This window comes from Flagellimonas sp. MMG031 (genome assembly GCF_040112705.1).
Lineage (GTDB): Bacteria > Bacteroidota > Bacteroidia > Flavobacteriales > Flavobacteriaceae > Flagellimonas.
The window spans coordinates 1,097,897-1,118,802 of the sequence record NZ_CP157804.1 but is presented as its reverse complement, the minus strand read 5'-3'; the positions used below and the strand labels follow the sequence as shown (position 1 = coordinate 1,118,802).

Annotated in this window: 17 protein-coding genes and 1 tRNA gene; 14 read left to right on the top strand and 4 right to left on the bottom strand. The window is 44.8% G+C overall.

Annotated elements, in window-relative coordinates:
• The first annotated feature begins 342 nt into the window (after window positions 1–342).
• The 5 genes from dinB to ABNE31_RS04955 all read left to right on the top strand — a co-directional run bounded on the left by dinB (window position 343) and on the right by ABNE31_RS04955 (window position 7,438).
• On the top strand, window positions 343–1,557 hold the full coding sequence (dinB, locus tag ABNE31_RS04975) for a DNA polymerase IV (RefSeq protein WP_349352595.1): 1,215 nt from the start codon (window positions 343–345) through the stop codon (window positions 1,555–1,557).
• 165 nt (window positions 1,558–1,722) lie between these two features.
• Entirely contained in the window at window positions 1,723–4,722 is a 3,000-nt protein-coding gene (dnaE, locus tag ABNE31_RS04970; protein WP_349352594.1) for a DNA polymerase III subunit alpha, read from the top strand.
• Window positions 4,706–5,131 carry a hypothetical protein gene (locus ABNE31_RS04965; protein ID WP_349352593.1) on the top strand — a complete coding sequence of 142 codons (426 nt, stop codon included), beginning with the start codon at window positions 4,706–4,708 and terminating at the stop codon, window positions 5,129–5,131. Before dnaE (ABNE31_RS04970) ends, ABNE31_RS04965 begins: the two co-directional genes overlap by 17 nt.
• A 5-nt stretch (window positions 5,132–5,136) precedes the next feature.
• Window positions 5,137–5,547 (top strand): hypothetical protein, encoded by a 411-nt coding sequence (locus ABNE31_RS04960; RefSeq protein ID WP_349352592.1) that lies wholly within the window; start codon window positions 5,137–5,139, stop codon window positions 5,545–5,547.
• Window positions 5,528–7,438, top strand: coding sequence for an FdhF/YdeP family oxidoreductase (locus tag ABNE31_RS04955; protein WP_349352591.1), 1,911 nt, complete (start codon window positions 5,528–5,530; stop codon window positions 7,436–7,438). The genes ABNE31_RS04960 and ABNE31_RS04955 overlap by 20 nt, the downstream gene beginning before the upstream one ends.
• Window positions 7,439–7,447: 9 nt before the next feature.
• Here ABNE31_RS04955 and ABNE31_RS04950 read toward each other — a convergent pair whose 3' ends face one another.
• Both ABNE31_RS04950 and ABNE31_RS04945 read right to left on the bottom strand, forming a co-directional pair.
• Window positions 7,448–8,626 (bottom strand): acyl-CoA dehydrogenase family protein, encoded by a 1,179-nt coding sequence (locus tag ABNE31_RS04950; protein ID WP_349352590.1) that lies wholly within the window; start codon window positions 8,624–8,626, stop codon window positions 7,448–7,450.
• Window positions 8,627–8,670: 44 nt separating this feature from the next.
• The gene (locus tag ABNE31_RS04945; protein WP_349352589.1) at window positions 8,671–9,381 is read right to left on the bottom strand and encodes a methyltransferase; all 711 of its coding nucleotides are present in this window, start codon (window positions 9,379–9,381) and stop codon (window positions 8,671–8,673) included.
• Between the two features lie 190 nt (window positions 9,382–9,571).
• On the opposite strand from ABNE31_RS04945, the gene ABNE31_RS04940 reads away from it, so the two are divergent.
• Complete coding sequence (locus tag ABNE31_RS04940) at window positions 9,572–10,144, top strand: outer membrane beta-barrel protein (RefSeq protein ID WP_349352588.1); 573 nt, start codon at window positions 9,572–9,574, stop codon at window positions 10,142–10,144.
• 55 nt (window positions 10,145–10,199) lie between these two features.
• On the opposite strand, the gene rimM is transcribed toward ABNE31_RS04940, so the two are convergent.
• Both rimM and ABNE31_RS04930 read right to left on the bottom strand, forming a co-directional pair.
• Window positions 10,200–10,727, bottom strand: a complete 528-nt coding sequence (gene rimM / locus ABNE31_RS04935) for a ribosome maturation factor RimM (RefSeq protein ID WP_293288568.1) — start codon at window positions 10,725–10,727, stop codon at window positions 10,200–10,202.
• A gap of 12 nt (window positions 10,728–10,739) precedes the next feature.
• Window positions 10,740–11,309 carry a 30S ribosomal protein S16 gene (locus ABNE31_RS04930; RefSeq protein WP_349352587.1) on the bottom strand — a complete coding sequence of 190 codons (570 nt, stop codon included), beginning with the start codon at window positions 11,307–11,309 and terminating at the stop codon, window positions 10,740–10,742.
• Between the two features lie 265 nt (window positions 11,310–11,574).
• Here ABNE31_RS04930 and ABNE31_RS04925 point away from each other — a divergent pair, with 265 nt between their 5' ends.
• The 8 genes from ABNE31_RS04925 (at window position 11,575) to ABNE31_RS04890 (ending at window position 20,816) form a co-directional block, all read left to right on the top strand.
• Window positions 11,575–12,030 carry a PA2169 family four-helix-bundle protein gene (locus tag ABNE31_RS04925; RefSeq protein ID WP_293288564.1) on the top strand — a complete coding sequence of 152 codons (456 nt, stop codon included), beginning with the start codon at window positions 11,575–11,577 and terminating at the stop codon, window positions 12,028–12,030.
• A gap of 148 nt (window positions 12,031–12,178) precedes the next feature.
• Window positions 12,179–16,564: a DNA polymerase III subunit alpha gene (gene dnaE, locus ABNE31_RS04920; RefSeq protein WP_349352586.1), complete on the top strand. Its 4,386-nt coding sequence runs from the start codon at window positions 12,179–12,181 to the stop codon at window positions 16,562–16,564.
• A 102-nt stretch (window positions 16,565–16,666) separates the two neighbouring features.
• Window positions 16,667–16,984, top strand: a complete 318-nt coding sequence (gene trxA / locus ABNE31_RS04915) for a thioredoxin (RefSeq protein WP_127142161.1) — start codon at window positions 16,667–16,669, stop codon at window positions 16,982–16,984.
• 251 nt (window positions 16,985–17,235) lie between these two features.
• Complete coding sequence (locus tag ABNE31_RS04910; RefSeq protein ID WP_293285856.1) at window positions 17,236–18,165, top strand: DUF58 domain-containing protein; 930 nt, start codon at window positions 17,236–17,238, stop codon at window positions 18,163–18,165.
• Between the two features lie 125 nt (window positions 18,166–18,290).
• Window positions 18,291–18,364, top strand: a tRNA-Asp gene (locus ABNE31_RS04905).
• A 131-nt stretch (window positions 18,365–18,495) separates the two neighbouring features.
• Complete coding sequence (locus ABNE31_RS04900) at window positions 18,496–19,167, top strand: hypothetical protein (protein ID WP_349352585.1); 672 nt, start codon at window positions 18,496–18,498, stop codon at window positions 19,165–19,167.
• 125 nt (window positions 19,168–19,292) lie between these two features.
• Window positions 19,293–19,586, top strand: a complete 294-nt coding sequence (locus tag ABNE31_RS04895; protein ID WP_349352584.1) for a hypothetical protein — start codon at window positions 19,293–19,295, stop codon at window positions 19,584–19,586.
• A 24-nt stretch (window positions 19,587–19,610) separates the two neighbouring features.
• Window positions 19,611–20,816: a primase-helicase family protein gene (locus tag ABNE31_RS04890; protein WP_349352583.1), complete on the top strand. Its 1,206-nt coding sequence runs from the start codon at window positions 19,611–19,613 to the stop codon at window positions 20,814–20,816.
• Window positions 20,817–20,906 lie beyond the last annotated feature (90 nt).

Here is a 20,906-nt window from a genome sequence, read left to right as displayed (position 1 = left end):
GCAAAGAGACTTCTCGACTGCGCTCAAAGTGACATTATCACCCAATTCATTAGGAAAGGATTCCGCTTTTTAGCGGAATTTGTTCGACCTAGCATTTTGAACAAGTCCAAAACTGGGTCTCACGAACAAAAAAAGCCTTCCAAAAGGAAAGCCTTTCATTGGCGAGCATCGATTGGATGCTTCAACCTGATTCCAATCATCGCGACTGGAATCCAACACAACGATACAAAGATAGGATGATTTTTCGGAAAAAATAACAGCACGGGTTGTTGATATTTATTTTTTGGATTATTTCCATTTTATAGGAATATTTCCATAATTTAGCTTTCCTTCAACTGAACAATGGAAAAGACGATTTTGCATCTTGACTTGGATACTTTTTATGTGTCCGTGGAGCGCATCATCAATACAGAGCTTAAAAATAAGCCCTTATTGGTGGGCGGCACCAGCGACCGTGGCGTGGTGGCGGCCTGCAGTTACGAGACCCGTGGGTTTGGTGTGCATTCTGGCATGCCCATGAAAATGGCCAAGGAGCTTTGTCCCGAAGCCGTGGTCATTCGTGGAAACGCTGGCACTTACAGCAAATATTCGGATGTGGTCACAGATATTATCAAAGAACATGTACCCATTTTCGAAAAGTCGAGCATTGACGAGTTTTACGCCGACCTCTCGGGCATGGACCGTTTTTTTGGTTGCTACAAATATGCCACGGAAATGCGCCAGAAAATCATTAGGGAAACGGGACTGCCCATTTCGTTTGGGTTATCGGTGAACAAAGTGGTTTCCAAAGTGGCCACCAACGAAGCCAAACCCAACAATCAGCTCAAAATCGATTTTGGTCTGGAAAAGCCTTTTTTGGCCCCACTTTCCATCAAAAAAATACCCATGGTGGGCGATAAAACCTATCAAACCCTTCGAAACTTGGGCATACGGCAGGTAAAGACCATTCAAGATATGCCCATGGACATTATGCAACGGGTATTGGGTGCCAACGGTAGACTCATCTGGAAACGGGCCAATGGGATAGACAACACCCCCGTAATCCCATTCCACGATAGAAAATCCATTTCCAACGAACGGACTTTTGACCGGGACACCATCGATGTCATCAAACTAAGGGGTATTTTGATTGCCATGACCGAAAACTTGGCCTACCAACTACGGCGGGGCGATAAGTTAACGGCCTGTGTCGCTGTAAAAATCCGGTATTCCGATTTCAATACCTATTCCAAACAATCGCGGATTCCATACACGAGTGCAGACCATGTGCTCATCCCAAAAATATTGGAGCTGTTTGATTCGCTGTACAACAAACGGATGCTGGTCCGCCTCATCGGAATTCGATTCAGTCACTTGGTCTCGGGCAATTACCAAATCAACCTTTTTGAGGACACCGAAGAAACCTTGAACCTATACAAGGCCATGGATCATGTACGGAACCGATTTGGATGCCGGAGCGTGGTCCGCGCCTCCGCCATGGATGCAAAGACCATTGGAAGCATGCGCAACCCATTTAACGGGGAGCCGCCCGTGGTCTTGGCGCATCGAAAACAGTAATCAGACTTGAGACCGCTACGCTGTCAGACACAAGATACAAGACGGCTCTCTGGATGCAAGCTAAGTTTAAATCTAGAGGTTTTTACAAGTCGGTATCGCATCTCGACTACGCTCGATACGACAGCCAAACCTGATAATTGGACATTGATAATTGATAACTGACAATTGTATTTAAACTGCCACACATATTACAGTTTACGGTTCGGGACTTTCTCGGAGGTGGAGCTATTGCAATTGGCCGAACAAAACCATGTGACCCAACTGGTGCTTACGGACATCAACAATACCTCAGCGGGATTGAATTTTGCTCGGAAAGCACCGGAATTTGGCATCAAACCCATTTTGGGCATCGATTTTAGGAACGGAGTGCTCCCCTGCTTTATCGGGATTGCACAAAACAACGAAGGGTATCTGGAACTGAACGATTTTTTGTCCCAACACCTTCACCATGGATTGAAGATTCCCCATCGGGCACCAGCTTTTAAGAATGCGTTTGTGGTATATCCGTTTGAACAGGTACTGCTCAACGAACTAGATAATTTTCAGGAGCATGAGTTTGTGGGAATCTCCATCAAGGACTTGCGTAGGCTTCCCTTTTCCAAATTGGCATCGCTCACCCATAAATTGGTGGTACAGCAGCCTGTTACCTTCCGGAACAAACAGGATTTTAACGCCCACCGATTGCTCAGGGCCATCGACAACAACGTATTGCTGAGCAAACTTCCAAAGGAAGAGGAGGCCAGCGAGGAAGAAAAAATGTATCCTATCCAGAATCTGGCTGCGGCATTTTCGGAGTTCCCCTTTATTCTGGAAAACACGGAAAAACTGCTCAACAAGTGCAGTATCCATTTTGATTTTTCCAAGAATAGAAAACCCCAAAACCTGAAAACGTATTTGGGAAGTGTGGAAGAAGATGAACAACTCTTGGACCAACTCTGTGCCGAAGGACTCCCCTATCGGTATGAAGAAGTGAACGATTCCATCAAAAACCGATTGAACAAGGAATTGGAACTCATCAAAAAAATGGGTTTCGTTTCCTACTTTTTGATCAATTGGGATATTGTTTCCGAAGCAAGACGAAGAGGTTTCTTTTATGTAGGCCGAGGCAGTGGCGCCAACAGCATCGTTGCTTACTTGCTCCGCATCACCGACGTGGACCCTATGGAGCTCGACCTGTATTTTGAGCGGTTCATCAACCTTTACCGGGCCAATCCGCCCGATTTTGACATTGATTTTTCGTGGAAAGATCGCCCTGCCATGACCGAATACATCTTCGAACGTTTTGAACACGTGGCCCTGCTCGGCACCTATGTCACTTTTAAGGAGCGGGGCGTTATCCGCGAATTGGGCAAAGTGTTCGGGCTCCCGCCACAGGACATTGATTTTTTGCTGGCAGGAAGATATAGCCTTGACCAACTGGACCATGTATCCAAACTCGTACTGAAATATGGCAACTTGCTCAAGGGCAAACCCAATTATTTGAGCATTCACGCCGGAGGTATTTTGATCAGCGACAAACCTTTGCATTGGTTTTCGGCTACCCATTTACCGCCAAAAGGATTTCCCACTACCCAATATGATATGGTCATCGCCGAAGATGTTGGCCTTTACAAGTTTGATATTCTGGGGCAGCGTGGTTTGGGCAAAATCAAAGAGGCACTGGAAATCGTTGCCTACAACCAACCCGAAAAATATGGCGATATCGACATCCATGACATCAAAGGGTTTAAAAAAGACCCTGTGATCAACAACTTGATCAAGACCGCACAATGCATGGGCTGTTTTTATGTGGAATCGCCGGCCATGCGCATGCTGCTCAAAAAACTTCAAGTTGATAACTATCTGGGTTTGGTGGCCGCCAGTTCCATCATCCGTCCCGGTGTGGCCAAAAGCGGTATGATGCGGGAATATATTCTGCGCCATCGCAATAAGGGCCGAACCGAGGAAAAGGCTCATCCCGTGATGTTGGAGATTATGCCCGACACCTACGGGGTGATGGTCTACCAAGAAGATGTGATCAAAGTGGCCCATCATTTTGCCGGTCTGGACCTTGGTGAGGCCGATGTACTCCGAAGGGGCATGAGCGGAAAATTCCGTTCGCGGGAGGAGTTCCAAAAAGTACAGGACAAGTTTATTTCCAATTGTAGGAAGAAAGGGTACGCGGAATCCCTCATCTCTGAAATCTGGAACCAAGTGGCCAGCTTTGCAGGCTATGCTTTTGCCAAGGGACACTCTGCCTCCTATGCCGTGGAGAGCTATCAAAGTTTATTTTTGAGAGCCTATTTTCCCTTGGAATATATGGTGGCCGTACTCAATAATGGCGGCGGGTTCTACCGTTCGGAATTCTATGTGCACGATGCCCGTATGATGGGTGCGACCATTCATCCGCCCTGTGTGAACAAAAGCATGATTGTCAACCGTATTTACGGCAAGCACATTTATTTGGGAATGATGTACCTCCGTGACCTGGAGAGCAGGGTCATGGAACGCATCCTAAAAGAACGAATGCTCCACGGGAGTTTTTCCTGTTTGGAAGATTTTTTGGACCGCGTGTTCATCCGAATGGAACAACTTTCCATCCTCATCCGTATCGATGCGTTTCGGTTTACGGGAATCAACAAGCACGAACTGCTCTGGAAAGCCCACTTGATGCTCTCCAAGAACGACCGACTGGAACACCCAAAGCTTTTTCCGCCAAGACATCAAAAATTTCAGATGCCCCAGCTCAACACCACAACATTGGAGACCGCCTTTGAGCAATGGGAACTCTTGGGCTTCTGTCTTTGTAGTCCTTTTGAACTGTTGGAAGAACCGCCAAAAAATAGTAACGGACAAAAAGATTTGGAACGGTACCTCAACAAGTACATCGATATTTATGGGTATTTGGTCACGGTAAAAAACACCTCCACCCATCACGGCAAGCGCATGCACTTTGCCACTTTGGTAGACCAGCACGGCGAAGTCTTCGATACGGTACTCTTTCCGCCCGTTGCCGCCAAATACTATTTTAGGGGCAAGGGCATTTACCGATTTTATGGTAAAGTCGTGGAAGAATTTGGGTTCCTGAGCATTGAGGTCATCAAAATGAAAAAAGAAAACTACGTACAGGACCCTAGATATGCCGATATGAGAATGAGCAAAAAGCTATTTGATTCGAAGAAGTGAACGGAATGCCGTAACTTACCAAGACGAATTGAATGTGCACATGAAAATTAGGATCAAAGGGAATTCCATACGATTTAGATTGACCCAAAGTGAGGTAAAACAACTATCCGAAACAGGTTCCATCATGGAAAACACTGAATTGGGAGAAAACGTTTTCCGGTATCAGGTCAAGCTGATGCCAGAAGCAAATCAACTACAGGCATCCTATACTAATCACACCATACTGTTGATGGTTCCAGAAACTGATGGAAAAAATTGGTTTCACGACAATACCGTAGGTTTTGAACACGAAATGGAGCTTCCGAACGGGAAAAAATTACATCTGCTATTGGAAAAAGACTTTACTTGTCTTGAGAATCGGGCGGAAGACCAGTCGGACAATTATCCCAATCCAAAATTGCAACACTGACCATAATGGAGAACGAAACAAAACGCAACATTTCCCTTACCGGGGACATTAAATTTACTGGGCTCCGCCTCAAAGAACCCATGGAGACCTCAGCTGGACTTCTGGGCGTAAAGGAAGCCCTACGCCACGGATTTAAGGAAATGGGGATAGTGCGTTCCATGCGCAGTTTGTTGGAAATGAACCAGGAGGACGGTTTTCGCTGCCCAAGCTGTGCCTGGCCCGTTCCCGAAAATCCTTCAAAAATTGCGGAATATTGTGAAAATGGGGCAAAAGCTCTGGCCGATGAAGCCACAAGGGAACACATAGGCGCCGATTTTTTTGCGGAACATTCCGTAGAGGAACTTTCCCGACTCAGCGATTTTGACCTCAACAAATTAGGACGCATCGTTGAAACCGATGGTCTTAAGACCAAATAGCGTCCATTACGAGGCCATTTCTTGGCAAAATGCCTTCGAATTGATTTCGGAGCAACTCCATGAACTCAAGGACCCGAACGAAGCGATTTTTTACACCTCCGGTAGGTCTAGCAATGAGGCTGCCTACCTCTATGGCATGTTTGCCCGCGCTTTTGGCACCAACAACATGCCCGATTGCTCCAATATGTGCCATGAATCATCTGGCGTGGCACTTTCTGAGACCTTGGGCATTGGCAAGGGCTCGGTAACATTGGACGACCTCTATGGTGCGGAGGTAATTTTGGTCGTAGGGCAAAATCCTGGGACCAATCACCCGAGAATGCTATCCGCCTTGGAAAAATGCAAAAAGAATGGCGGCAAGGTCATCAGCATCAACCCCTTGGCCGAAACAGGATTGGTCAACTTTAAAAATCCACAAAGCGTTTCCGACATGTTGGGCAACGGACAACCTATTGCCGACATTCACTTACCTGTCAAAATCAATGAGGATGTGGCATTGGCCAAACTGATCCTAAAAAAATTGGTGGCGTTGGATGCCAAAAACCACAATGTTCTTGACCATGAATTTATCGTGGAATACGTGGATGGGTATGATGAGCTGTTGAACGATTTGAACCGCTACGATGTGGAGACCCTTCAACGCAGGAGTGGGGTTTACATGCACAAAATTGACAAGGTAGTGGAGCTGTTGGCCGAAAACTCCAAAATCGTCATCTGTTGGGCCATGGGAATCACCCAGCACAAGAATGCGGTGGACTGCATCAAGGAATACGTGAACATTTTACTGCTCAAAGGAGCCGTGGGCAAACCCTTTGCAGGGACTTGTCCCGTGAGAGGGCACAGCAATGTGCAAGGGGATCGCTCCGTGGGCATCATGCACTACGTGAACAAGAGGCTGAACAAAAAAATCCAAGAACACCTCAACTTTGATCCTCCTACCGAAAAAGGGTATGATACCGTGGAGGCCATCGAGGCAATGCACGAAAAAAAGGCAAAGGTCTTTATTTGTTTGGGCGGTAATTTTGTGATGGCGGCTTCGGATACCAAATACACGGCTGAGGCTATTCAAAATTGTGAGTTGACCGTACAGATCAGCACCAAACTGAATCGAAGTCATTTAATTACAGGCAAAACTGCATTGGTATTGCCCACATTTGGTCGTTCTGAAAAAGATGAGAAAAACGGTGAGCTCCAATTTTTGACCATGGAAAGCAGCACTGGCAAAGTACGGCAGAGCAAGGGCCTGTTAAAACCTGCTTCGGAACACATCAAAAGTGAGCCAGAGATTATTGCGCTCTTGGCACACACCTATTTTAGGGGCAATCACTCCATGAACTGGTATGAATTAGGTCAGGATTACAACCTTATCCGAAAATTGATTGATAAAACCGTAAAAGGATTTGATAACACCAGCGAACGATCTAAGGGTTTCGGCTACTATTTGCCCAACAATGTCCGTAAACGGGACTTTAGGATGCTTCCCAATGGCATGGCACAATTGTCCATTACCCCCTTGTCAGACCACGAATTGCAAGCAAATGAGTTATTATTGATGACCATTCGTTCCCATGACCAATTCAATACCACGATTTATGGGTTGAACGACCGATACCGTGGCATCCACAACGAACGCCGGGTGGTTTTTATGAATGAGGAAGATATGGCCGAAAAGGGATTGACACAATTGGATGTGTTAAATCTGCATAGCCATTATGATGGTATCCAGCGCACCGCCGAGAAATTCTTGGTAGTGACCTATAACATTCCCAAAGGGAACATGGCCGCCTATTTCCCTGAGACCAATATGTTGGTGCCCCACAACCATTTTGCGGACAAAAGTCAGACACCGATTAGCAAGTCCATAAGGGTAACGGTAGAAAAAAATTCGTGATTTGCTTCCTTATTTGAAGGCTTGAATCCCCGTAATATCTGCACCGGTGATCAACAAATGGATATCGTGCGTACCTTCGTAAGTAATCACACTTTCCAAGTTCATCATGTGGCGCATGATGCTGTACTCCCCAGTGATGCCCATTCCACCCAAAACCTGTCTTGCCTCACGAGCAATTTTGATGGCCATTTCCACATTGTTCCGCTTGGCCATGGAAATTTGTGCCGTGGATGCCCTGCCTTCGTTTTTGAGCTGTCCCAAACGAAATGCCAATAATTGCGCTTTAGTGATTTCGGTAATCATTTCGGCCAATTTTTTTTGCTGAAGCTGATACGCCGCAATCGGTTTCCCGAACTGTTCGCGTTCCTTGGCATAGCGCAAAGCCGTATCATAGCAATCCATAGCGGCACCAATCGCTCCCCAAGCAATGCCATAGCGGGCAGAGTCCAAACAGCCCAGCGGCGCTCCCAGACCATTTTTACCTGGCAAGAGATTTTCTTTGGGCACTTTTACATTGTCAAAAATAAGTTCGCCTGTGGCAGAAGCACGTAGCGACCATTTGTTATGTGTCTCCGGTGTTGAAAAACCTTCCATTCCCCGTTCCACAATTAATCCATGAATCCGACCTTCCTCATTTTTGGCCCAAACTACGGCCACATCGGCGAATGGTGAATTGGAAATCCAAAGTTTGGCACCGTTGAGCACATAATGGTCGCCAGCGTCCTTAAACTTGGTTTCCATTCCCCCGGGATTGGAACCATGGTTGGGTTCGGTGAGGCCAAAACAGCCCATCCATTCCCCAGTTGCCAACTTGGGCAAATATTTTTTTCGTTGTTCTTCGGTACCATAGGCAAATATGGGGTACATGACCAATGAGGATTGCACGGAAGCTGTGGAACGAACCCCACTATCGCCACGTTCTATCTCCTGCATGATCAATCCATAACTGATTTGGTCCAAACCTGCTCCACCGTATTCTTCGGGGATGTAGGGACCAAAAGCCCCGATTTCGGCCAATCCACCAATAATCTGTTTGGGAAATTCCGCCCTTTGGGCATAGTCCTCAATAATGGGGGATATATCGCGCTTTACCCATTGGCGGGCAGAATCGCGGACCAGTTTATGTTCCTCGGAAAGTAAATCATCTAAGTTGTAGTAATCTGGAGCTTCAAATAAGTCGGGCTTCATCTCAATTCAATTTTTAGTAAATATAACATTTCATTGGTTCATTGTTACATTTTCAAATAAAATGCTTGGGTCAATTTGATGTATGCTTCGGTATATTGGTGTCTGTCGGTTTCAATGATCAGGGAATCTATCTGAGGTTCGGAATTTTTAAAGCTAAATTCCATCAAACTTCTTTTAAAATCGGTCTCTGGATTTCCTTGCACTCTTGTGATTCGAATTGGGAACAAACCAACCTTTTCGGCCAATGCAGAAAAGCGCTGTTCTTCCTTAAAAGGAATGATTACAGCGAAAATCCCTTTCTCCGTCAACAACTGGGTCGAGCCCTGCACCAATTCCTCGAACGGCAACGAATTGTTCTGGCGAGCTTTATCCCGAGCCTTATCCCCACTGGCAACATCTTCCGAATGAAAGGGTGGATTGGAAACGATCAAATCGTAAGGCTCGTCCATTTCATCCACAAATTCATCAAATCCTGCATGGTAACAGAACAGTCTGTCTCCCCAGGGTGAAGCCTCAAAATTGGCAACGCATTGTTCGTAGGCATCATCATCCAACTCTATGGCATCTATGGTCTCAGCCAATGAACGCTGGGCCAATTGCATGGCAATAAGTCCCGTTCCGGCACCTATATCCAAAATAGTTGCGGGCTGATGGTCCAAAGAGGCCCAAGCTCCCAACAAAACACCGTCGGTACCCACCTTCATGGCGCATCGATCTTGGTGAATGGAAAATTGTTTGAATTGGAACGGTTTCATGTGTCCAAATATACGTTGATCGATTGTACCAAAATTACATCCGTCAGATCAGAAGGGGCATTCGTCAGATCAGAAGGGGCATCCGTCAATTGAGGGCAAATTTATTCTTGCGATTATAGTTACTTGCCGAATTATTAACCGGGGAGAAGCCCCATTTAAAATCATTACCAATTTTATTAAACTTTTGATTATGAAGAAAATCATTTTTGCATTCCTACTTATGCTAGCTGTAGTTCAGGTACAAGCACAAGAAAAAAACAAATTCCGAGTAGGCCTTGATGCTGGATACACTATTCCAGATGGTGGTGGTGGCGTCCTAATTGCCATTGAACCAAAGTACAATATCGCTGACAATATGAGTATTGGTCTAAGGTATGAATCCGCAGCAATGGCTAAGAATGTAACCTCAGATGGTTTCTCCATTGAGGGTAGTTTGGCAGCAAGTGGAACCATCTCTGGAACATTTGATTACTATTTTAACTCAGGAAGCTCATCCTTTGCCCCTTTTATGGGAGCAGGTGTAGGTTACAGCTCTTTGGCTAATATTGGCTTTGATGAACTAGGACCGGATAGCGAAGAATTTGAGCTTGATGGAAAGTTTGGTGGATTAATCCGTGCTGGTTTTGAACTTGGCAAATTGCGTTTGGCTGCAAGCTATAATCTTATTGGCAAGTCTGACTTGGGAGAAGGCGTAGAAGTTAAAAACTCCTATCTGGGCATATCACTTGGTTTCTACCTAGGTGGCGGCAAGTGGAAAAAGTAAATTTTCATTGCTTTCGATTGTAAGAGGGGAGGCCAAGTTGCCTCCTTTCTTTTTTCTAGCTCAGATACAACTCCACCAAACCTTCGGGTGTCCTTACATGGATAGACTTATTTTCCCGATCTACTTTGGTGATGATCTCATCGGTGATGGGAATGAAAAGTTCTTTGTCCCCTTTTTTAACTTCAAATAAGTCCTGGGAAGCATTGTCGTTTACGGAAGCAATAACCCCGATATCTCCATGAACCTCATCCATCAGCGTAAAGCCAATGACCTCGTGGTAGTAAAACTTATTGCCGCTAAGTTTGGGCAACATCGTCAAGGGAAGGTACAGTTCAGACCCGATCAACTTATCTGCCGAAGGCTCGTCCTTTACCTCTTCGAAATCGATACGCAACAGGTTGGATTTGTGCAATCGACATCTATCAATAAAAAATGGAATCAGGTTGTTTCCCAACGAAACAAGAACTGATTCCATATTCTCGTAGATTTCGGGCTCGTCGGTATCCAATTTGACCAATACCTCGCCCTTAAAACTATATTTTGAAACGACTTTGCCCAGGTAGAAGCAGTCTTCCTTGCGCATCGTCCTACGTTTCTATTCTTCTTTGGCAGCCTCTTCCTCGGCAGCAGGAGCTTCTTCGGCAGGTGCTTCAGCAGCAGTTTCCTCTGCAGCAGCTTCCGTAGTTTCTTCGGCAGCTTCCTCTGCTACTTCCTCTTCAGGTTGTGCGGCAGCGATTCGCTTCTCGTTTGCCTCTTTTTCAGCTTCCAACGCTTTGGCCCGAGCTTCAGCTTCGGCTTTGCTCAAACCATCTTTCTTGGCTTGGATGGCATTTTCTTTCTCGGTTACCCAAGCATTGAATTTTTCTTCAGCCTGCTCTTCGGTCAATGCTCCTTTACGAACACCGCCCAACAAGTGGTGCTTCAACAATACACCTTTGTAAGAAAGAATTGCTCTGGCCGTATCGGTTGGCTGCGCACCATTTTGCAACCATTTTACAGTTCCGTCAATATCTAGGTTAATGGTAGCTGGATTGGTGTTTGGATTGTAAGTTCCCAATTTTTCCAAGTACTTACCATCTCTTTTGGCTCTTACATCTGCAGCAACTACCCAATAGAATGGTTTACCTTTTTTACCGTGTCTCTGAAGTCTAATTTTAACTGGCATATCACATTAATTTGTAGGGTGCCCGACCCTGGTTATTAATTCTTTTTTTACGGCTTATCCTTTAAGCGGGTGCAAATATACACTTATTTGTTTATAGCCCAGCGTTTCAAACAAAAAAAGTTAAATGACTTTAACAACTGGGCACCAACACGTTAAACCTTTGATAAACCCTGTCTACGATTTGCTATTCCGTTGATAATCTGTAGTTTATATAGTGAAGTCATCGAGAGTCGGTGACCAATAACCGATAAAATGAAGATAGATTATGAAGTACACTGTAGAAATGTCGAACAAATTGAACGAACTTTTGGAAAGAACCTATGATGCTGAAAAAGGATTTAAACAAGCAGCTGAAAAGGTAGACAATACAACCATTAAACAATTTTTTATGGATAGCGCCAAGCAGCGCTACAATTTTGGCCAAGAGCTGAAAACGGAAATACGTTCCTTTGGACAAGCTCCTGAAAAAGGCGGAAGCGCAAAAGGAACTTTGCACCGATCTTGGATAGATTTTAAATCGCTGTTTACGCAAAACAATGAAGAAGCTATGCTGGAAGAAGTGCACCGCGGGGAGAAAGAGGCTATTGCCACTTATAACGATATCCTCCACGATAAAGACTTTGTGTTGCCACCATCCACCGAAAGCTTACTGATGCGTCATAGAAACGCCATCAGGGAGACCTTGGAGACGGCAAACATATTTGAAACAGCAGTATCGTAATTCCAAAAGTCAATAGATACCAACAGAAGAAAAAGTCGGGAAACATCCCGGCTTTTTTTAGTTAATAACTCCTCACAACTCTTTTTTACCAAATCTATCTTCTTCCGTAATTTTAGCTACTCTTTTTTTGACCCGAGACCGATAGCTTATGTATTTGATCTTTGATACGGAGACCACAGGTTTGCCCAAACGCTGGGATGCCCCCATTACCGATACTGACAACTGGCCAAGATGTGTGCAAATAGCATGGCAGTTGCACGATGAACTCGGTAATTTAATAGAACACCAAGACTTTTTGGTGAAACCCGAAGGGTTCAACATTCCCTACGAATCAGAACAGATACATGGTATTTCTACCGCTTTGGCCGAAGAAAAGGGCTCCCCCTTAAACGAGGTTTTGGAGGCTTTCAATCACGCGCTCCAGCAAACCAAGTTCGTAGTGGGCCAAAATGTGGGATTCGACATTAATATAATGGGTTGTGAATTCCATCGCGAAGGATTGGAAAGTCCACTAACTTCCCTTCCTGTTCTGGACACCTGTACCGAACATACCGCGGAACTTTGTAAGATTCCTGGAGGACGCGGCGGTAAATTCAAATTGCCGACCCTTACTGAACTCCATGAGTTTTTATTCGGGGAACCTTTTGCCGAAGCGCATAATGCAACGGCCGACGTGGAAGCAACGACCCGTTGCTTTTTGGAATTGGTCCGAAAAAAACAGTACTCCCACCAAGAGCTCGACGTTCAGCCAGATTATTTTGAGCGGTTCTCGGAGGCCAATCCACAGGAAATCGAACTCATCGGTTTAAAGCACATCAACCTAAAGGCCGCATCAAAAGAAATTGCCGATGCCCTTTGGGCAGAGGATACGGGTGGCGTTTCCGACGAGGAAATACAAGAAAATGTGGAAACATTGGAAGACGAACCCTTTGTTCATCTGCACAACCATTCCCAATTCTCGGTGCTCCAATCCACCATCAACATCAAAGATTTGGTCAAGGCCACGGCCAATCATGGCATGCCCGCCGTTGCCCTTACCGACCACGCCAATATGATGGGGGCCTTTCACTTTGTGAAAGAAGTGATGGCGCACAACAAGGCGGTAAAAGCCAAAAATGAAGAACTTATTGCCAATGGCGAGCGGCCCACCGAAAAAGAGATCACGCCCATTGTGGGTTGCGAATTCTACGTTTGTGAGGACCACACCAATAAAAATGTAAAGGACTACGGGCATCAGATTGTGTTGTTGGCCAAAAACAAAAAAGGATATCACAATTTGGCCAAAATGTCCTCCATAGCCTATACCAATGGTTTTTATTATGTACCTAGAATCGACAAAAAGGTCATAGAGGAATACAAGGAAGATGTAATTGCACTTACCGGAAACCTGTATGGCGAAGTACCCAACAAAATTCTCAATGTTGGGGAAAAACAGGCGGAAGAAGCCCTTTTGTGGTGGAAAGAGCAATTTGGGGATGATTTTTACATCGAAATCATGCGCCACGGTCAGGAAGACGAGGACAGGGTGAACCAAGTGCTGGTGCGCATGGCCAAAGACCATAACATTAAGCTGGTGGCCACGAACAACACCTATTATTGCGACAAAAAAGACGCCGAGGCCCACGATATTCTACTCTGTGTAAAGGACGGTGAAAAGCAATCCACTCCCATCGGCCGTGGAAGGGGGTACCGTTACGGGCTACCCAACCAAGAGTACTATTTTAAGTCATCCGATGAGATGAAGGAACTCTTCAAGGACCTACCAGAAGCCATTCTCAACATCAAGGAAATTGTGGACAAGGTGGAGCCCTATGACCTTGCGAGCGATATCTTGCTACCCAAATTCAGTATTCCGGAGGAATTTAAAGACCCTCAAGACGACATTGACGGGGGCAATCGAGGCGAGAATGCCTATTTGCGGCACATTACCTACAAAGGTGCCGAAAAGCGGTACGGGGAACTCACCGACGAAATTAGAGAACGGATAGACTTTGAATTGGAAATCATCAAAAATTCGGGATACCCCGGGTATTTTTTGATTGTAGAGGACTTTATCCGCGAAGCAAGGAATATGGACGTATCCGTGGGACCGGGAAGGGGTTCTGCAGCGGGTTCGGTAGTGGCGTACTGTCTGACGATTACCAATATCGACCCGATGAAGTACGACCTCCTTTTTGAGCGTTTCCTGAATCCGGACAGGGTATCCATGCCCGATATCGATATTGATTTTGATGATGAGGGCCGTAGCCGGGTCATGGATTATGTGATCAACAAATACGGAGCCAACCAAGTGGCGCAGATTATTACGTACGGTACCATGGCGGCCAAATCGTCCATTCGCGATACTGCACGTGTTTTGGACCTGCCTTTAGGTGATGCCGACCGTATTGCGAAGTTGATTCCCAACATGTCCAAACTCAATAAAATTTTTGGGGTGGACGAAGCAGATTTAAAGAAGAAATTCCGGTCTGAAGAACTGGAAAAAGTCCACGAGCTACTCAACATTGCAGAAACCGACGATTTGGAGGGTCAGACCGTAAAAATGGCCCGTGTGCTCGAAGGTTCGCTGCGAAATACGGGAATCCACGCCTGTGGGGTAATCATCACCCCGGACGATATTACCAATTTTGTGCCCGTATCCGTAGCCAAGGATTCCGATCTGTACGTTACCCAATTCGACAACTCTGTAGTAGAAAGCGCGGGACTGTTGAAAATGGATTTCTTGGGCCTTAAAACCTTGACCCTCATCAAGGACACGGTTAAGATTGTGAAGGCACGTACGGGAATTGATTTGGTACCCGATGATTTTCCGCTGGATGATGAAAAAACATACGAACTGTTCCAACGCGGTGATACGGTAGGGATATTCCAATACGAATCCCCCGGAATGCAAAAGCACATGAAAAACCTAAAGCCTACGGTTTTTGATGACCTCATCGCCATGAATGCCCTGTACCGCCCGGGACCCATGGAATACATTCCCAGCTTTATTGCCCGTAAGCACGGAGAGGAGGAGATTACCTACGACCTTCCCGAAATGGAGGAGTACTTAAAGGAAACCTACGGGATTACCGTTTACCAAGAGCAGGTGATGTTGCTTTCACAAAAATTGGCAGGTTTTTCCAAAGGTGATGCCGATGTTTTGCGAAAAGCCATGGGTAAAAAGATTTTTGCCCTGCTCGAAAAACTAAAGCCACAGTTCCTGGATGGCGGCGAAAAAAATGGCCATCCACGTGATGTGCTCGAAAAAATATGGAAGGACTGGGAAGCCTTTGCCTCCTACGCTTTCAACAAAAGTCACTCTACCTGCTACGCCTATATCGCGTACCAAACGGCCTATTTAAAGGCCCACTACCCTGCTGAATACATGGCCGCAGTGCTGTCCAACAACATGAACGACATTAAGCAGGTCACCTTTTTCATGGAGGAATGTAAACGTATGGGGCTTGAGGTTTTGGGTCCGGACGTGAACGAATCCTACTATAAATTCGCCGTAAACAAAGATAATGCGGTGCGATTTGGCATGGGTGCCATTAAAGGTGTGGGGCGTTCGGCCGTCGAGACCATTGTGGAAAACCGTAAAAAGGACGGTCCTTACAGATCTATATTTGATTTGGCAAAGCGGGTGGACTTACGTGCCGCCAATAAAAAAGCGTTTGAGAACCTGGCCCTTGCCGGAGGGTTCGATTCCTTCGGAGATACACACCGGGCTCAGTACTTCCATGATGATGGCGATGGAATTTCCTTTTTGGAAAAAGCGGTAAAATACGGTTCCAAGTTTCAGGAGAACCAAAATTCATCGCAAGTAAGCCTTTTTGGAGAGGCCAGCGAGGTGCAGATTCCCGAACCCATTGTGCCGCCATGCGAGGAATGGGGCACTATGGAAAAATTACGTCGTGAAAAGGAAGTGGTCGGCATCTATATTTCGGGCCACCCCTTGGATGATTTCAAAAAAGAAATCAAGGCATTTTGCAAGAATACGGTATCGGATTTTTCACGTTTGGAGGAGCATGTGAACCGTGAACTTACGGTTGCCGGGGTTATTACCGACGTGCAGCACCGGGTCTCCAAAAACGGTAAAGGTTGGGGACTTTTCACCTTGGAAGATTATAACGACTCCTACGAATTGCGCATTTTTGGCGAAGAGTACTTAAAGTTCCGTCATTTTTTAATGATCAATTCCTTTGTGCATGTGAGGGCCTTTGTTCGCGAAGGTTGGGTCAACCGGGAAACAGGCAAAAAGGGTGAGCCTCGGCTTCAATTCAACGATTTTAAACAGCTTCAGGACGTTATGGATGCCTTTGCCAAGAAACTGACCATCAAACTGAACATAGACCGTTTGCAAGAGCAACGTATTCAAACCTTAAAAGACACCCTGAGAATGCACAAGGGAGACCATCCGATAAGTTTCATCATTTATGAAATGCAGGAGGAAATCAAGCTTAAATTGTCGAGCCGAAAACAGAAAGTGAAGATCAATAGTGAGTTGCTTTCCGAACTGGAGGCCCATGAAATCCATTACAAGCTGAACTGACCTATAATGAATGCCAATAGCGCAATAATTAAAACGAATGTGCACAATGTAAGTTAAGTGGGCATTATTTGACTAACTTTGCATAATATTAAAATAAATAAGATGGCACTAGAAATAACAGATGCAACTTTTGACGAAGTAGTTTTAAAAAGTGACAAGCCTGTCCTAGTTGACTTTTGGGCAGCATGGTGCGGGCCTTGTAGAATGGTAGGTCCGATCATTGAAGAAGTTGGACAGGAATACGAGGGCAAAGCTGTTGTAGGTAAGGTAGATGTTGATGCAAACCAACAGTTTGCGGCCAAATACGGCGTTCGTAACATCCCTACCGTATTGGTATTTAAAGATGGTGAGGTAGTGAACCGTCAAGTAGGCGTATCTCCCAAGAAAGTGTACACGGATGCAATCGATGCAGCGTTGTAATAATTGTTTAGATAATGGATTTTAAAAAAGGTTTGGCATTTGCCAAGCCTTTTTTATTTTATCTTGTCTTCATAAACCATACGAATTGGTTATTACGTTTGATGTTAACAAATGTCACCTAGAGCGCCTGCCGGACGGCAAGTAGTCGAGAGGCCTATTGTATTTTAGTAATGAACGAGGTCTCGACTCCGCTCGACCTGACAACCGTTGATAGTAAATCGAAATCAAACCAATTGCTGTTGAAATAAACTATGGACGTACGGTCGGAACTTAGCAAAGCATATCTCTTCCAAAATTTGGAGCTTTTGGCCCATCAGATTGTGGAGGGCTTTATCAGTGGTATCCACAAAAGTCCTTTCCATGGCTTTTCTGCCGAGTTTGCGGAGCACAAGATTTACAATCCTGGACAGAGCACCAAACACATTGATTGGAAACTGTTCGCCCGAACTGACCGTTTGTACACCAAACGTTTTGAGGATGAGACCAATCTGCGCTGCCACATGATTCTGGACAACTCCACATCGATGTATTACCCCGAGGTAAAGGATTATGCGCTGGACAATCTCAACAAAATCGGTTTTGGTGTGCTATCCATTGCTGCGTTGATGCAGGTATTAAAAAAACAGCGTGATGCGGTGGGTCTAAGTATTTATTCGGATAGCTATGAGTTCCATGCCTCGGAAAAGAACAGTGAACGGCACTTTCAAATGCTGTATTCCAAATTGAATGAAGTGGTTGCCCATAAAAAACAAAGCCAAACCACCAAAACCTACACCTTTCTCCATCAGATAGCGGAAAAGATACATCGACGAAGTCTACTATTTCTGTTCACGGACATGTTCCAGACAGAAACCGAAGAAGAAAAGCTCTTTGAAGCTTTGCGCCATTTAAAATACAACAAGCATTCGGTGGTACTCTTTCACTTATTGGACCACGAACACGAGCTTCGCTTTGATTTTGACAATGCCCCCAAACGGTTTGTGGATGTGGAAACGGGTGCCCACATCGATGTATATGCCGATTCCATTAAAAAGGCCTACTCGGAAAAAGTGTCCGAATACCAAAAGGAGCTCCAGATGAAATGCGCGCAATATCAAATAAAATATGTGGGGGTGGATGTTCGTTCTGACTTCTCACAAGTGTTGAATTCCTTTATGATAGAGCGGCAAAAATTTGGCTAATGCTTTTTTTGAAAAAATGTTTTGCCATATCCGAAATGAGAATGTATATTTGCACTCGCTTTAAAAAAGCATTGAACAAGATTTGAATCCCGCTGTTGCAGGAGTCCCACAAAGATAAAATCATTGGTCTGGTAGTTCAGTTGGTTAGAATACCTGCCTGTCACGCAGGGGGTCGCGGGTTCGAGTCCCGTCCAGACCGCTCCAGTAATAACAAGGCTTCCGAGAAATCGGGAGCCTTTTTTCTTTCCCTTGGGTACAACATAGGTACAACACTTTCCAAAGGTAATTTCTTTTGTTTACATTTAGGTTAATCTTGTGATTTTCATTAGAATGAAGGGAGTTATAGAGGCCATAGGGAAGTTCTTTTACAAGTTTCTGAAGAAAAAGGAAAGCTTTTATCATTCTTTGGATAAAAGTGAGGGAAAGAAAATCCTTTTTCTTTTGACCTGTATGACACCTGTCGCTTTCATCGCGGCCTTCACTTTTTCCGATTCATTCAAAACACAACTTCTGATTTTTACTGGATATTTGAGCATGGCCTTCCTGACCATTATTCTTTCCGCTGGCTATCAGTCCGGGCTAAAAAGATTCCACCGGGACAAACATGGATTGGAAATGATCAAAATCAATCTTTACGGAAAGGATTTCCCAAAATTATTGTTGACGGATGAAGATTTGGACAATTTTCATTTGTTATTGATGGGATACGTTCCCCAAACCAAAATAAACAATCGTAACCTCATAAAAAATGGCAGCTCGGCCAATTATTTCTTTGTGTTTTCATTGATGCATCGTTTTGTCAGGGATGGAATAATTGACATCGATACAGCTCGGCGGAAAATGCTTTTCGAAATAATCAGGGAATCGTTCTCGATGAACGGGAATCCTGTTAATCCCAACACACTAGAATCAAGTTTCAGTCGATGGAACACTTCAATGAAGGATAAGCAAATGGTGGTTCTTGAGCATGAAAAGATAATTGAAGTGTTCGGAGAACAATAAACTTACCGCAATTCTTTGACAAGCCCCATTTATTGTTCCAGTTAACGTGATTAGCTTTCCTATGTTTGCCTTGCGCATTCACAGTAAAGGCCTTTACTCAATCATTAATTTAAATCTAAAATCTAATGACTGAGGAAAAGAAAGTCGTAGGACTATTAACAGAAATTAAAACCCTGCTTGCCCAAAACAAGCAGGTAATGAATGTAGATGATTTGGTGGCCTATACGGGCTTGTCAAAAAGTAAGATCTACAAGCTCACTTCACTCCGGTTGATTCCCATGGGCGAAAACGCCCATGTACGACAGAAATTTTTTGATAAGGAGGCCATTGATGCCTGGCTTTTGGGCAAACCAGATTTATCAGATGAATTTTTGGAACAAAAGTTCAATGAGCAGCTGTTGAAAAGAAAAAGGACCTAGCTCCATAACCAAAAAGACTTAGCTATGGAAACAACAGCTTATGTAAGGGTCGGCACCACCTACTACAAGTTGGTAAAAAGCCCCTCCATTTCCGGGCATTTCAATGAGCAGTTGGTCTCGTGGAACGAGCATACCATCAAACAGGATCATGGAAAAGATTTTTTGAGTACAGTCCCTAAATATGATGGCTTTACCTGTATTCCCAACCATTTACAATTTAAAAAGGAACATCACGGGTTCTACAATATCTATTCCCCTTTGGAACATTCCCCTTTAGAGGGACAAATAGGCACCACCAAGAAATTTCTGGAACACATTTTCGGAAAGCAAATAGAGCTTGGCCTAGATTATCTTCAATTACTCTACACCAGGCCAACCCAGATATTACCAATCTTGTGCCTGGTATCCAAAGAAAGAAGCACCGGTAAGAGCTCCTTCCTGAAATGGTTGAAGGAGGTTTTCGGAAATAATCTGACCTACCTGACCAATGACAGTTTTGGCAGTCAGTTCAATTCGGATTGGGCAAACAGACTGCTCATCTGTATTGATGAAGTCCTGTTCAATAAGGAGGAGCTGACAGAACGTATCAAGTACCTGAGCACCACAAACCGGAATATGTTGGAAGCAAAAGGCAAGGACAAGCGCGAAGTCGAATTCTTTGGCAAGTTCATACTCTGCAGCAACAATGAGTATAACTTCATCAAAATTGATGGGAACGAGACACGGTTCTGGGTCCGAAAGATATTTCCAATCAAAAAGGAAGAAACCGATTTTCTTGACCGTTTGATAGTTGAGATTCCGGCCTTCCTTCATTTCTTGAATACTCGGAAACTCCATTCTGAGCAGGCCACCAGAATGTGGTTCACCCCAAAACAGTTACATACCACCGCACTGAAGCTGTTGGTACAACATAATCGCAATCGCGTCGAAAAAGAACTGGCCAGTATCCTACTTAGCGCCATGGACAAGTTCGAACTGGAATCAATCGACATCTGCCCTATGGATGCCCTAAATCTGTTAAGCAAAACGAGGGTAAAAACCGACATGACCCAACTAAGGCGGTTGTTGAAAAAAGACTGGAAACTGGAGAACCAAAAAAACTCCAACAGCTACCAACGGATTGTTATCTGGAACAATGGGGAAATCAATATGCAGGATGCCAAGGGCAGGTACTTTACAATCGAGAAGAAATTTCTGAACCAAAATTTTGATGAAACGATGATGGAATGAGTTAAGGTCAATGATGGCAAACGTTGCGGCCGTCATCACTTTGTCATCACTCTTTCATCAAAATAAAAAATGATGACAGCAAAAAGGAAC

Coding starts and splice junctions, on each gene's coding strand:
- dinB (WP_349352595.1), top strand. CDS start 343: ATGGAAAAGACGATTTTGCATCTTGACTTGGATACTTTTTATGTGTCC.
- ABNE31_RS04960 (WP_349352592.1), top strand. CDS start 5,137: ATGGAGAACGAAACAAAACGCAACATTTCCCTTACCGGGGACATTAAA.
- ABNE31_RS04955 (WP_349352591.1), top strand. CDS start 5,528: ATGGTCTTAAGACCAAATAGCGTCCATTACGAGGCCATTTCTTGGCAA.
- ABNE31_RS04950 (WP_349352590.1), bottom strand. CDS start 8,626: ATGAAGCCCGACTTATTTGAAGCTCCAGATTACTACAACTTAGATGAT.
- ABNE31_RS04945 (WP_349352589.1), bottom strand. CDS start 9,381: ATGAAACCGTTCCAATTCAAACAATTTTCCATTCACCAAGATCGATGC.
- ABNE31_RS04940 (WP_349352588.1), top strand. CDS start 9,572: ATGAAGAAAATCATTTTTGCATTCCTACTTATGCTAGCTGTAGTTCAG.
- rimM (WP_293288568.1), bottom strand. CDS start 10,727: ATGCGCAAGGAAGACTGCTTCTACCTGGGCAAAGTCGTTTCAAAATAT.
- ABNE31_RS04930 (WP_349352587.1), bottom strand. CDS start 11,309: ATGCCAGTTAAAATTAGACTTCAGAGACACGGTAAAAAAGGTAAACCA.
- ABNE31_RS04925 (WP_293288564.1), top strand. CDS start 11,575: ATGAAGTACACTGTAGAAATGTCGAACAAATTGAACGAACTTTTGGAA.
- dnaE (WP_349352586.1), top strand. CDS start 12,179: ATGTATTTGATCTTTGATACGGAGACCACAGGTTTGCCCAAACGCTGG.
- trxA (WP_127142161.1), top strand. CDS start 16,667: ATGGCACTAGAAATAACAGATGCAACTTTTGACGAAGTAGTTTTAAAA.
- ABNE31_RS04910 (WP_293285856.1), top strand. CDS start 17,236: ATGGACGTACGGTCGGAACTTAGCAAAGCATATCTCTTCCAAAATTTG.
- ABNE31_RS04900 (WP_349352585.1), top strand. CDS start 18,496: ATGAAGGGAGTTATAGAGGCCATAGGGAAGTTCTTTTACAAGTTTCTG.
- ABNE31_RS04895 (WP_349352584.1), top strand. CDS start 19,293: ATGACTGAGGAAAAGAAAGTCGTAGGACTATTAACAGAAATTAAAACC.
- ABNE31_RS04890 (WP_349352583.1), top strand. CDS start 19,611: ATGGAAACAACAGCTTATGTAAGGGTCGGCACCACCTACTACAAGTTG.